Annotated in this window: 11 protein-coding genes and 1 pseudogene; 5 read left to right on the forward strand and 7 right to left on the reverse strand. The window is 55.7% G+C overall.

Annotated features, from left to right (window positions below; translation table 11 throughout):
- The 4 genes and pseudogenes from RC73_RS21295 to RC73_RS19005 form a co-directional block, all read left to right on the forward strand.
- A pseudogene (locus RC73_RS21295) lies at window positions 1-352 on the forward strand (hypothetical protein); the annotation flags it as partial.
- The gene (locus tag RC73_RS21535) at window positions 349-435 is read left to right on the forward strand and encodes a hypothetical protein (RefSeq protein ID WP_162207319.1); all 87 of its coding nucleotides are present in this window, start codon (window positions 349-351) and stop codon (window positions 433-435) included. The pseudogene RC73_RS21295 and the gene RC73_RS21535, both read left to right, overlap by 4 nt.
- The gene (locus tag RC73_RS19000; RefSeq protein WP_052248303.1) at window positions 420-1,202 is read left to right on the forward strand and encodes an AzlC family ABC transporter permease; all 783 of its coding nucleotides are present in this window, start codon (window positions 420-422) and stop codon (window positions 1,200-1,202) included. The genes RC73_RS21535 and RC73_RS19000 overlap by 16 nt, the downstream gene beginning before the upstream one ends.
- A complete protein-coding gene (locus RC73_RS19005) occupies window positions 1,199-1,501 on the forward strand; it encodes an AzlD domain-containing protein (protein ID WP_025009838.1) in 303 nt (100 codons plus the stop codon). Before RC73_RS19000 ends, RC73_RS19005 begins: the two co-directional genes overlap by 4 nt.
- A 4-nt stretch (window positions 1,502-1,505) precedes the next feature.
- Here the strand turns inward: RC73_RS19005 and RC73_RS19010 are convergent, their stop codons facing one another.
- From RC73_RS19010 to agaR, 7 genes are all read right to left on the reverse strand, one after another.
- Window positions 1,506-2,873, reverse strand: coding sequence for an MFS transporter (locus tag RC73_RS19010; RefSeq protein WP_039036105.1), 1,368 nt, complete (start codon window positions 2,871-2,873; stop codon window positions 1,506-1,508).
- A gap of 88 nt (window positions 2,874-2,961) precedes the next feature.
- A complete protein-coding gene (gene nagA / locus RC73_RS19015) occupies window positions 2,962-4,149 on the reverse strand; it encodes an N-acetylglucosamine-6-phosphate deacetylase (protein ID WP_152608467.1) in 1,188 nt (395 codons plus the stop codon).
- Window positions 4,133-5,140: an ROK family protein gene (locus tag RC73_RS19020; protein WP_082014383.1), complete on the reverse strand. Its 1,008-nt coding sequence runs from the start codon at window positions 5,138-5,140 to the stop codon at window positions 4,133-4,135. Before RC73_RS19020 ends, nagA begins: the two co-directional genes overlap by 17 nt.
- A gap of 3 nt (window positions 5,141-5,143) precedes the next feature.
- Window positions 5,144-6,349 (reverse strand): SIS domain-containing protein, encoded by a 1,206-nt coding sequence (locus RC73_RS19025; protein ID WP_039036106.1) that lies wholly within the window; start codon window positions 6,347-6,349, stop codon window positions 5,144-5,146.
- Window positions 6,350-6,353: 4 nt separating this feature from the next.
- Entirely contained in the window at window positions 6,354-7,628 is a 1,275-nt protein-coding gene (locus tag RC73_RS19030; RefSeq protein ID WP_039036107.1) for a class II D-tagatose-bisphosphate aldolase, non-catalytic subunit, read from the reverse strand.
- A 7-nt stretch (window positions 7,629-7,635) separates the two neighbouring features.
- Complete coding sequence (locus tag RC73_RS19035; RefSeq protein WP_039036108.1) at window positions 7,636-9,006, reverse strand: Gfo/Idh/MocA family protein; 1,371 nt, start codon at window positions 9,004-9,006, stop codon at window positions 7,636-7,638.
- Between the two features lie 14 nt (window positions 9,007-9,020).
- Window positions 9,021-9,803, reverse strand: a complete 783-nt coding sequence (gene agaR / locus RC73_RS19040; protein WP_025009833.1) for a transcriptional repressor AgaR — start codon at window positions 9,801-9,803, stop codon at window positions 9,021-9,023.
- 337 nt (window positions 9,804-10,140) lie between these two features.
- Here agaR and RC73_RS19045 point away from each other — a divergent pair, with 337 nt between their 5' ends.
- A complete protein-coding gene (locus tag RC73_RS19045) occupies window positions 10,141-12,984 on the forward strand; it encodes a TonB-dependent receptor (protein WP_039036109.1) in 2,844 nt (947 codons plus the stop codon).
- Window positions 12,985-13,489 lie beyond the last annotated feature (505 nt).

The raw sequence follows: 13,489 nt of genomic DNA on the forward strand, positions 1-13,489 counted from the left end.
TTTACGAGATTTTCTGGCGAACAGGCATACCCAGTCTTATGACTTTGTTGAATGCCTTAACCTCAGCCTGTTGATGCTGCGTCACGGTCGGCTGAAGCCCGCTGCAGCTGTCCAGGCAGCCCCCCAGCTGAATAGGGCCAGACAGTTTCTGGAACACAGTTGCAGCAGTAACACCTCACTCCAGGAACTGGCCAGTCTGGTACAACTGCGCCTTTTGTGTTACTCAGGCAGTTCAGGGCACAATTTGGCTCAAACCCAGGCAAGATTAATTCTGGCGCGAACGTTGTTGCGGCTGGGCGCTTCCCCATCCAGGTGGCACAGGACTGAGGATTTTGCGACCAAAGCCATTTGAACCGTCAATTCAAACGGGCATTCGGCACCACTCCGGGCCAATTTGTTAAAACAGAAAAATCATCAAGATGGAGTCAAGATTGACCATTCACAATCAGCAATCATCACGCATTCAGGAACTTAACCGGAGCCGCGAATTTTTACGGGGTACCCTGGCGGTAATGCCGCTGACTTTAGCTGTTATCCCTTGGGGAATATTGGCCGGTTCGCTGGCACTGGAAACCGGCCTCAGCGCCTTAGAGAGCCAAGCCATGAGCCTGTTTGTTTTCGCAGGCTCGGCGCAATTGGTCGCCCTCGGAATGATAAAGGCAGGTTCAAGCCTACTGGCCATTTTGGTTACCACGGCATTGATCACCTCGCGTCATCTGCTGTATGCCATGGCGATGCGTCCAGCCATCAGCCCCTTGCCACTGCGCTGGCGCCTGACACTGGGTTTTCTGCTCACGGATGAACTCTTTGCGGTAGCCAATCAAAGCAAGGAAAGTACCCTTAGGCCCTGGTACGCCCTGGGAGCTGGTTTGAGTTTTTATCTTGGCTGGAATCTGGCAACCCTGGCCGGAATTCTCGCCGGCAGCTCTATGGATAATCTCGGCTCTCTGGGACTGGATTTTGCCATCGCAGCCACCTTTATCGCTTTGGTGGTGCCGAGGATAGTCAATGTTGCCACCGCCTTATGTGTGCTCACGGCCATGTTGCTGAGCGTCCTGTGTGAAGCGCTGGCTATCCCGGGTGGCCTGCTGATCGCCGCCGTAACCGCCATGGCTGTGGGGTATCTCTATCAAAGCCTCTTGGGCGGCAGTCCAGTTAAACCGCTTGAGACAACGCAAGATAAAGGCAAGGAGCAGGCATGATTTGGTTAACCATACTGACCATGGCGCTGTTGGTGATACTCAGCCGTTATTTACTGCTTGAGCCCGGGCTGCCGATACGGCTTGGCAAGAAAACCCAGGCTTTCCTTGGCTTTTCGGCGCCGGCGGTATTAAGCGCCATCTTCGCCCCCATAGTGTTTCTGCGAGACGGCGAGTTGCAACTGAGCCTGAGCAATCCCTACCTCAGCTGTGCCCTGCTGGCTGCCTTACTGGCACTGCTGACCCGCAACACCCTGCTGACCACTATCGTCAGCATGGCGGTATTTTTCTGGATCTACTGAGGTCTCAGTCAATCACGGCTTTAGTGGCGGCCGCCCCCGACCAGGCCCGCAGCTTGTGGCCGGCAACGGCGTAATAAAGGATCATCCCATAGCAGGGAAGGAGGATCCCGTAGGCGCTTTGATGGGGCACACCCTGGTGCACCAAGGCGCCATAGAGCAATGGCAGCAAGGCGCCACCGGCTATGCCCATGATGAGCAGTGCCGAGGCCACAGCAGTCAGGCGGCCGAGCCCTTCCAGCGCCAGCGGCCAGACAGCGGGCCAGACCAAGGCGTTGGCAAAGCCGAGTAGCGCAAGGTAAAGCAAGGGATCCGGCAGCGGCATTATCCCCAAAGGTTCGAGCAAGAGACTCGACAACCGCATGCTGGTTTCATCCCCAAGCATGATCCCTAAAGTAAACACCAACCCAGCCAGCGCCGAGCCCACCAAGGCGCTGCGCTGACTCATCACTCTTGGGATCAAGAGTATGCCGAGCAAATAGCCAAGCACCATAAATCCCATGGTGTAGGAGGTCAGAATGCCAAATTCGGCCACTTTAAGATGCTGGCCATAGAGGCCAATGCTGTCACCGGCAATCACTTCGGCACCTATATACATAAAGAGAGTCAGTGCCCCGAGAATAGCCTGGGGATAGGCCAGAATAGCGCGCCAATCTGTTCTCGGTACCAAGCTGTCACAGCTTTTGACCTGGCTGCCCTGTTCAAGTTGCAATTCGGGCAGGGGCGAAAATCGCACATACAGCAGCAACAGAGCCAAGACAACCGCCATCGCCAGGTAAGGCTGCACCAAGCGGGCAGACAGTTGCTCCAATGCTGCAGTGCGCTCAAGCTCACTGAGCTGTGCCAGCGCTTCCGGCGTAAAAGCATCCATACCTGTCAGCACCCAGGCACTGAACACTAGAGGGACAATAAAACCGGCGCCCTTGTTGACCACGCCCATACAGCTGATCCGCATGGCGGCGCTTTCTCGCGGACCAATGCAAACAATGTATGGATTGGCCGCGGTTTGCAGTATGGTAAGGCCGGTTCCCAGGACAAACAACGCCAGTAAAAACAGGCCAAAGGTGTGGCTCAGCGCCGCCGGGATAAACAGCAGTGCGCCACTCGCCATTACCCCAAGGCCAATCTGTAGCCCGGCACGGTAACCGAAACGGGTCAACAGCCCGGACATGGGCAAGGCCATCACGAAGTAAGCGATGTAGAATACAAAGGCCACCAGATAAGCTTGCAGCTCATTGAGTTCACAGGCGATTTTCAGAAAAGGGATCAGTGCACCATTGAGCCAGGTTACGAAGCCGAATACAAAAAAGAGTATTCCAATCAGCACCATGGGCAGTAAAGTGCCACCTCCTTTATTCAGGGTGTTATTGTCCATTGTCGGCATCTCCTCTTGTTATTGTTATTCTCTGTCAATGATTATCCAGCTGCTGCCAAGGACAGATGTCCCTTGAAGCTGCTTATTTTCAAACGCTTTTGCTGCGAACTTCGGCGCCCGCTGCGAGCCTGCCGCCTTGCCAGCGCTTTGACTGATACAGGGCATCGTCAAGCAGCAGCAAGTCAGCCCGCATGCCTTCGGCCAACATGCCTCTGTCATTCAGCCCGGCAAAAGCGGCTGGAGTACTGCTGGCCATGGCAACGGCCTGCTCCAGCGGGATCCCCAGCACCTTGACGGCATAGCGAACTGCCGTTGTCATCTCCAATACTGAACCGGCCAAAGAGCCGTTGAGATCCCTGAGCTCAGTACCGCGGCGCACAACTTTACCGCCGAAAAATGCAAACTCCTGCTCTTCAGAGCCCACAGGCGACATGGCATCAGTCACCAGCATCAAACGTCGACTCCCCTTGGCACGCCAGGCGAGAGTGGCGCTGACCGGGTGCAGATGATGACCGTCGAGAATAATGCCGCAAAATGCCCTTGGGTCACTGAGCGCCGTTCCCACCATGCCGGGGGCACGCGACTCCAGCTGTGACATGCCGTTATAAAGATGGGTAAAGCCGCTGGCTCCGGCATCCAGCGCCGCCATCACGGTCTCGGCGTTGGCATTGGAATGCCCCAAAGACACTCTGACACCGAGCGCCACCAGGCGGCGAACATCTTCAGGCCCTACCCTCTCGGGAGCCAGAGTCACCACACAAACACCCAGTTGGGACACAGCCTCGGCGTAGAGCGCCAACTCAATATCGCCAAGCTCCCTTAAGCGGGCTTCACTGTGGCAACCCTTGCGCTCCAGTGACAGATGCGGCCCCTCAAAATGGATCCCGGCTATGCCGTCAAGACCGGCTTCCCTGGCGCTGATGGCCGCCGCAAGTGCCGCTTGCATTACCCTGATATCGTCGCTGATAAGCGTCGGCAACATGCTAGAAGTGCCGAAACGGCCATGGGCGTCCAACATCAGCTTAAGGGTCTCAACGCAGGGCTTCCGGTTGAACATGCGGCCACCACCACCGTTGACCTGAGTGTCGACAAAACCGGGAACCAGAAGGCCTGCATAGTGAGTTGCCGCCTCACCTTCCTTGGGCGCCTTGGCAATGGTATGAATACGGCAATCAACTATCCGCAGCCAAACCTCATTACTGCGGCTCATTTGCGGCCCGAGCAGGGCACCATCGGCACCAATCCAGAACGGGGCCTTGTCAGTGTTGCTGTTCATGCCAGCCTCCGGTCAACAGGGTATCCATATCCGCTACCTGCTCGTTGGCGCTCACGCTATTGCTCTGTTCCACTCTAGTCGCCAGCGCCTTTCCCAGCATGGCTGCGCCGCGAACGCCACTGGCGGCGCCGAATTGAGCGGCGCAAAACTCGGGCAACTGCACCCCCTTGAACATATGCCTGGCGGTAGCCTGCGGCAGTGCCGCCAAAATTTCCGGCACTTCGCTCAAGCCGCCACCGAAGACAAAGATGTCCGGATCCAGACTGAGGATCTGTCCGGCCAACACACTGCCCAGGGCATCCAGATAAGCATCGAAACTGCGTTTGGCTATGGCATCACCGGCGCGCAGCGCCGCCAGCCAAGCGTATGTATCCCCCTCGCCGCCAAACTCCCGGTAGATACGGCCAAGGCCTGTGCCCGAGACATAGGTTTCGGCGCAGCCTTTGAGGCCACAGCCGCAATCATAAAGCGGCAAGCCATGGCGCAACAGCACGCTTGCCGCCATGCCCTGATGGCCGAACTCACCGGCCAGACAGTGAGCGCCGGTGATAAGCCGCCCTTCGATACAGATCCCGCCGCCAAGCCCGGTACCGAGTATGAGTCCAAGCACTCTGGCATGATCTTTCCCGGCTCCCAGTAAGGCTTCGGACAGAGCGAAACAACGGCAATCATTGCCAAGGGCCACAGGACGCGACAACAAGGCGCCCAGATCTTCGGCCACTTTACGCTGATTGAGGCAAGGCACATTGCTGGAGACCACAGTGCCATCGGCGCGGATCACCCCGGGCAGGGCTATCCCCACAGTGCCCAGGATGCCGGACTCGGCCGGCCAGCGCCTGTCGGCCTCGCTTATCTGCAAGGCGAGCGAGGCCAGAAAGCTCTGATAATCGTCACCCTGAGTCGCAATGCGCCATTTATCCAACAGACGCATTTGTGGACTGAACACCGCCAGTTCTATCTTGGTACCACCGATATCCACACCGTAGTACATGGCTCAATCCTCTGTGTTATCCCGGCTGCCGGGCCGAGTATAAACCGCAAGCGAATGCAGCTTCACTCCCTGCACCACTCTATTGACCTGGCCGCTGGGACAGGGATTATCCGCTGACACCCCAAGCTCTAACGCCTTGTAAAATGCAAGTAGTTGACAGTAAACAATAAAGGGCAGTGTCAACCAAGCCTCTTCCAGACTGGCCTGACCATCTTGGGCCAGTGCCTCTTCACTCAGATAACAGATATCCAGCGCCCGCTTATCGGCGCGCAGCTCTGCCAGAAGATCCAGATCGTAGGCTCTGGCATAGGGCTCAGAGCTGCCGAGCAGCACTATCTGGGTATCTTCATTCACCAGTGACTTGGGGCCGTGACGAAACCCCAGCGGACTCTCAAAACTGCTGATCACTATACCGGCAGTCAGTTCAAGGTACTTGAGTGCCGCCTCCTGAGCCGCCGCCTTGAGGGGCCCGGCGCCGAGGAACACTATCCGCTTGCAGCAATGAGCCGCGGTTTGCTGCACCCCGTCGAGCCGGGTTTCGAGCAGTTGCTCCGTCAGTGTCAGCACCCTGAATAACGATTTGTCTTCCTCGGCAAACAGTAGCAGGGTCGCCAGATACATACAGCTGAAGCTGCTGGTCATGGCAAAGCTGCGATCGTGGCTATCTTGGGGCATCAACCACAAACAAGCCTTGTGACTGTGCTCGGCCGCATAGCTGGCCAAAGCGCCCTCAGGGTTACAGGTCAGCAGCAGATGACTGACATCTGTCAGCAACTCATCGGCCAACGCCAGCACAGCCAGGGATTCAGGACTGTTTCCAGAACGGCCATAGGAGACTATCAGAGTCGGCTGCAACGGGTTGAGATGCAGCCTGGGGTGAGAAACAATATCCGTGCTGGACAAGGCTTCCACCCTCTGGCCCGGCAATCTGAGCTGCCGCTGTAAAAAGGCTGCCAACGCCTCGCCGATATAAGCCGAAGTACCGGCGCCGGTGAGAATAATCCGCAGATTGTCCTTGGCCAGCAAGGGGTTGAGAAAAGCGCTGAGCTGCGCTTGCCGGTGTTTGAAATCGGCCTGTAATTCGCGCCAGAGTGTCGGCTGCTGGGCTATCTCGGTCGCCGTCCATTTACCACTCTCCGGCGCTTGCCAAAGCGGGTTGGCGGCAGATTTTGGATACAAGTGGGTCTTTGATAGGTCACTGACTTGCATTGATTTATCCTTCGATGGCAGCAGGCTGACAGGCGCTGGCATAACGGTTAAGCACCAGGCCGATATGATGGAGTACCAGCTCAATCGCAGTGGCGGGCAGCTCGCCTCTGACCACGGCCGGATAGGCCAGCGGCAGATATTGGCTGATAAGAGGCTCGGGAATGGGGTTTGCCAGATTGGCCAGCAGCTTGTCTATGGTCAGCGACAATTCGGGCCAGTAGTAGCGGATCCTGTCACTGTAACTGAATCCCAGTTGCCAATCCCGCAGCGCAGGATCTGTATAGAACGACTGCCAGTATTTGGGCTCAGACAACATCTTCTGCTCACACAGGGCTCTAAGCCCTGAGCGTTTCGCCGCCGGCACCAGCAAGGCCTCTATATGATCCAGGGCAAACAGCCCCTCGCGCAGGGCAAAAGTCAACTGCGGCCCCACTTTGAGAATGGCAAAATGGCCGGCCACCAACTGGGCGTAATGCTCCGGCAGTTGATAATCTGTAGAGTGGGCTTCAAACACCAGGTTGGGCTGCTCACGAATAAAGCGGCTCTGCTCTTTGGTGAGCGCATCATCATACTGATGTACCCCGGCATTGCCGAACTCCACACCCGGCTGCACCACCAGCGCAATCACCCGCTGCCAAACCTCCTCCCCAAGCCCTTCGGCGGCAAAGGCCTGTTTGTGGGCGCTAATGGTGTGTTTCATCGCCGCGACCGGGGTGATCTGCAGCCCCTCCTCCAGCGAACTGACACCACCGGGAGCGGGTACTTCAGTGCCTATCACATAACAGAGCTGCTGCCCCGGCGCCTTGGCCGCTTCTGCGGCGCGGCAAAGTCTGGCGGCGCGCGCGGCAATCACCTCATCGGCAAGGGGCGTTTGTTCCTGATGACAAGCCATGCTGGCATCCAGATGAATTTTACAAAATCCCGCCTCGACATAGGCCCGCACCATGGCTTCGGCCTCGGCCATCGCGTGCTCGGCAGTCAGGTGCTTCCAGGCCACCGGCCCCAGGTGATCGCCGCCGAACAGCAACTGCGCTTCGGCAACGCCTTCACTTTGGGCCAGGCTCTTCACAAAGGCGATAAAATCGGCGGGGGTCATGCCTGTATAGCCGCCGTGCTGATTGACCTGGTTGGCCGTAGCCTCAATCAGCAAGGGCGCCCGTTGTCGCGCCGCATGACGCAGAGCGGCGCGCAGTACCAGCGGCTGGGCCGAACAGACGGAATAAATCCCCGCCTGCTGCCCGGCCTTGTTGGCCTCAATAATGGATTTGAGTGCAGACATGCTTACCTCAACCTACAATGCCAAGCGGTTTGGCGCTTTGCCACACGCCACGGGTAAAGTCGGGGAAGTCCTTGGAGTTACCGCGATCGGCCACTGAAGCCGCCGACAGAGGCTGCACCGCCGACCAGGCCGCACCGTCATACACATCCTGATCCAGCGGCTCGCCGTTACGCAGGCAGTAGATCATCCGCCAGCACATTAAAAAGTCCATGCCGCCATGACCGCCGTTCTTTTCGGCCGCCTCGCCCATCTGCAACCACAGCGGATGGTCATACTTGGCATACCACTGGGTCATATCCTGGTCCCAATGGTGGAAGCTGCCACTGCCGCCTTGCTCCAGCGCTATGCGATTGGGGAAACCGGCAAACACCCCATTGGTGCCCTGAATCAGGTTATGGCGGCTGTAAGGACGCGGCGTTGTGGTGTCGTGTTGCACCATGATGGTTCGGCCTTTAACCGTCTTGATAAGACTGGTATTGATATCGCCGCAGATATAGTTGAGCTTGTTGCGGGCATGGTCGGCGGGGAATTCACGCTTGGCATAGGCTGCGCGCCCAAGCGACGGAGAGCTCATGGAAGTGAGATAGTCGAACCTGTCCCCGCGGTTGATATTCATGTACTGGGACACAGGCCCCAAACCATGGGTAGGATACAGGTTACCGTCAATCAAGGCGTGATACTTGGTGCGCCAGGAGCCCGTCTTGCGCTCTATCTCCTTCATCTGCCAGCGCAGCTCGTGAATATAAGCGGCCTCACCGTGCAGCAGTTCGCCGAACAGCCCCTGGCGTACCATGTTGAGCACCATCAGCTCGTCGCGACCATAGCAGACGTTTTCCATCATCATGCAGTTGCGCTGGGTTTGCTCGGCTGTGTCCACCAGATCCCAGAGCTGCTCCATGGTAATCCCCATAGGCACTTCAACAAAGGCGTGTTTGCCGGCCAACATAGCCTCTTTGGCCATGGGGTGGTGCCATTCCCAAGGTGTGGCAATGACCACTATGTCCACATCCTGGCGTGCCAACAATTCACGATAGGCGTGTTTGCCCTGGGAATAATAACCGGGCTGGGCCAAGCCTGCGTCACTCATTACCTTCTTGGCGCGTTCTATGACCAGGGGATCGGTATCGCAGATAGCTGTTACCCTGGCGCCCTCTATGTTGTTGAAATGGTGAATGAACCCCACACCTCGCTCACCGACGCCGATTAGCCCCACCCGCACTTCGGCCATTTTCGGAACCACCAGCCCCATGACAGAGCGGCCACTGGCCTTGGGTGCCAGTGCAGATGAACCGGCATTGGCGGCGCAGCCAGCCAGCGCCGAGGCAGCAGCTGTGGCCACCGAAGCTTTCAAAAAAGAACGACGATCAAAACCAGACATAACTTCTCCCCTTGTTATTTGTTTTTATCTATCAGGTGCAGCTGCACCCCTTGCTTGGTGAGTTCTTCCACATAGCGCTCGGGAATGCCGCTGTCGGTCACCAGTTGCTGGATCTGCCGACTGGCACAAATAACATGAAACGCCTGTTGGTCGAATTTGGATGAATCGGTAACCACTATGATCTCGCTAGCAATCTCACACATCATGCGGTTGAGACTGGCTTCCTTCTCAAAATGGGTGGTGAGACCTGCCTTGAGATCAAAACCATCCACCCCGAGGATCAGCTTGTTGAAGTTGTAATCCCTGAGACTCTTCTCGGCGATGGAACCATAGAAAGACATCGACTTCTTGCGCAGCAAACCGCCGGTGAGCATCACCTCAACGTCGTCGGAACGCGCCAGCTCAGTGGCTATGTTAAGGCCGTTGGTCATCACAATAAGATCTTGATGTTCAAGGAGGTTAGCCGCAACTTGCTGGGTAGTGGTGCCCGAGTCCAACAACAGGCGGTCGCCATCATTAACCAAAGAGGCCGCCACCTTACCCAGCTCCTGCTTCAGTGCCGAATAGCAGTGGCCCTTCTCTTTCAGTGACAGTTCACGAATAAGGTCGGAGTTGACCATAGCGCCGCCGCGGGAGCGCACCAACAATTGCTTTTGATCCAATACCGCCAGATCCGAGCGTATGGTGACTTCCGAGACCCCGAAGCGATTTGCCAGCTCGGTGACCGACACCTTTCCCTGTTGCTGGGTCAGCCGGACTATCTCCTGCTGCCTCTCAATAGTGTTGAGATTATTCACTGCACTCTTCCTGTTTTGTTTGTTGCGCTCTGGAGCAGGTGAACCTGCACTGGCTTTCGAAAGCTTTCAATCTACTAGCAACGTCGTCAAATCATAACAACAATTCTTATACCACAACGACTTAAGCCAAAACCAACAACAAATTTTCACTTTCAACTAGCTAAACTATGCACCAAACCGAAAATAATTAAAAGACATTTTACATTTTTTTATTGATCACATAGAGTTTTTAACGCTATAAATAAGCAATCGAAAGCATTTTGCTGTTTTTAATGCTTTCGAAAAATAACAAAAGCGAAAGGCATTAAGCCTGATAAAAACAAACAGCGGGGAACCCATGAAGCTCTTAGCCACCCAACCTGCCCTAATTGCCCTGGCAGTTGCCAGTGCGCTGGCAACACAGCCGGTTACGGCCAATGACGAGTCCGACAAGGAAAACAAGGCTCAAACACAACAAAACTCAGCTCAACAGCAGGATGCCGAGCTGGAAAGGATCCAGGTAACGGGTATCCGCTCAGCCATTAAGGAGTCGCTGTTTCTGAAACAGAATGCCACCGCAGTGGTGGATCTTGTGGTGGCCGATGATATAGGCAAGTTTCCGGATGAAAACCTGGCCGAAGCACTGCAACGTATACCCGGGGTGACCATTACCCGCAACGGCGGCGAGGGGCAGAACATACTGATCCGCGGCCTGGGGGACGGCTACAACATCACTACCCTCAATGGCCGCAAACTGGCGTCGGACAACGCCGGGCGGGACTTCAACTTTGACACCATAGCCTCGGAGCTGGTCAATGTGCTGGCGGTTTACAAGTCTCCCGAGGCGCGGCTCACCGAAGGAGGCATAGGGGCAATTGTGGATATTCAGACCCGCAAGCCTTTGGATTTGGACGGTTTTACCCTGCAAGCCTCGGCCAAGGGTATCTATGAGTCGCGCACCGAAGACCTGCACCCGCACGCATCTCTCATCATAGGCGACAAGTCCGATGACGACAGTTTCGGCGCTCTGTTTTCCGCCGTTTACTCCAAGAAAACCCTCAGAGCCGACACCTATTCCGCCGATGGTTTTTTCGATGAAGAGGAAGGCTGGGGTGTCGACAGCGCCGGGGTGCCGGTAGACACCAACGGCAATGGTGTGATTGATGAAGGCGAAATCTACGCCTCCAAAATACCCAGTTACATGTACTATGCCAACGCCCAGGACGTACGCGAACGCATCGGTGGCACCCTGGCACTGCAATGGCGGCCACTGGATAATCTGGATGTCAATTTCGACGCCCTCTACTCTCGCTACAATACCGATGGACACAAATACCAGATAGGGTTTGTCAACTATGACGAGGAGTGGACACCGGGTACCCCGCTGTTCAGCGATGCGCAGTTCGATGAGCTGGGGCGAGTGGTTTCCATGCGCCAGCAGGGCGACAACACTATGGTGGAGCTGCTTAACCTGAGCACACCGCGCAAGACAGACACCTACCAACTGGCACTGAATACGGCGCTGTTTATCACCCCCAATTGGTCGGTCACCGCCGATCTTGCCTACTCGGCCGCCAAAAACAAGAACAAGGGCGACAATCGCTTCATCGTCGCCCGCGGCTTTGTCGACAGCATAGATATCGACTACACCAATGGTCAGATGCTGCCGGATGTGGTGATAGGCCCGGGACTCACCAGCGAGCAGAACTATGGTGCCCACTACAGCCTAAACAGTGGCACTGGCGTGGATGACAAGGTAACGGATCTTAAGCTGATGACCCAGTATTTGCCGGAAAGCGGCTTTATCAGCAAGCTGGATGCCGGGATAAACTATGTCAAGCAGGTCAAGAGCCAGAATGAGTTCAGATCGAAAAACCCCAGCCAATTCAGTCGCGGCGGCTACTATCTAACCCGCGACGGTTATGCTTTTGACGGCTCGGGAGTCTTCACTCAAGGCGAGTTTGAGCTGTTCCAAATTCCGGGCAATGTGTTTGTGCCCGCCAACTTCGATAACTTCCTCGACGGCGAAAACAGCATCTCACCGGATCCCTGGCCCAGCTTTGACTATGACAAGTTGCTGGAATACTACCGCTCCATCAACAGCGATGCCGCCAATGAGGCCATAGTAGCCAGTGCCAATCAGGCCGGTACTTATGAGGTAAGCGAGGCTGTGACCTCGGCCTATGTGCAGATAACTATTGAAGAGCTGCTGTTCGATCTGCCCTATATGCTCAATCTGGGGGTCAGGGCCAGTCGCACCCAAGTCGATTCCGAAGGTTTTGGCTATGACTTGAGCAAAGTAGTGCTGGATGATGCCGGTCAGCCGCTCAACGATGACTGGCGCACCGTCAGCCCGGTAAACTACAGCGACAGCTATACCAATATATTGCCAAGCCTCAACTTCAAGCTGAACCTGCAGGACGATCTGCTGCTGCGTATCTCGGCCGCCGAAGTATTGAGCCGCCCATCACTCTACTCGCTCAGAGTCTGGGCCGCGCCCAACTTCACCAGTCAGGAGCAGGGCTTACCAACTCTGGTGCGCGGTAATCCCGGGGTTGAACCCGAGCAGGCCAAACAGGCGGATCTAGCGCTGGAATGGTATTACGGCGACAGCAGTTCACTGAGCGGCGCCCTATTCATCAAGGATATCGACTCCTTTATCTCTGATGAAAAGACCCCCATGGAGGTCGATGGCAACCGTTACCTGGTAAGCCAGCCGGTTTCCGGTCAGTACGGTGCCAAAGTGCAGGGCTTTGAAATTGCCTGGCAACAATCCCTCGAACAGTGGTTGCCTGAGCCATTCAACGGCTTTGGCTGGCAGCTTAACTACACCTATGTGGACAGCAGTTATGACGATCCTGAGCTGAAAGCCAAGGATCTGCCCTTCAAGGGGATGTCCGAGAACTCCTACAATGCCGTGCTCTACTATGAGCAGTATGGTTTGCAGGCGCGCCTTGCCTATAACTGGCGCAGCAAGTTCCTGGTGGATCCGGATGCCTGGGGCGGCCCGGCCTGGATAGACGACTACGGCCAGTTGGATGCCAGCATCAGCTACGACATCACAGACAACTTGACCCTGTTCAGTGAAGCCTCCAACCTGACCAACAACCGCTACTCCGGTTACATCAAGCGCGAAGATCAGGTGAATTATCTGGAACGCTTCGGTACCCAGATAGCCGTGGGTATTCGCGGCAGCTTCTAAACAGAGCCAAATGGATCCCCATAAGTAACCATCTGACTGAATCAAGCTGCACTAAACCCAAGGTGGGTATAAACTCGTTCCAAATACAGAAAGCCACCTGATTCAGGTGGCTTCTCTGCTTGAGTCTCGAATACCTTTATTGAGGATAGCGGTCGGATGAAGTCTCTGTGCTCCAGAGACTGGATAGGTAATCCCCCCGATAAATCTGACCAGATAAACCAGTCGAGCCATTCTCAACATATCCACAGCAGCATCTCACGTGGGGGTGAAAGATATCTGCTCATCAAGCACAGCTTGATAGATGGCTGTAGCGCGAAGCAGCTTGGCTGCGAGCTGAGGGGCACACACTGCGCCAGCCGCTTTGGGCTGCATGTCGCTGGAAGCGAGACAAACAAAAAAGCCCTAGCTAAATGCTAGTGCCCTTTTGTTACTGTTTTGTCTTCACTCATTTCTTTGATAAAGAGTAAAAAGTGAAAACCAAAGTGGCGTCTGGCGATGGCCAGCT

Source organism: Shewanella sp. ECSMB14102, from assembly GCF_000813075.1.
In the GTDB taxonomy this organism is placed as follows: domain Bacteria; phylum Pseudomonadota; class Gammaproteobacteria; order Enterobacterales; family Shewanellaceae; genus Shewanella; species Shewanella indica.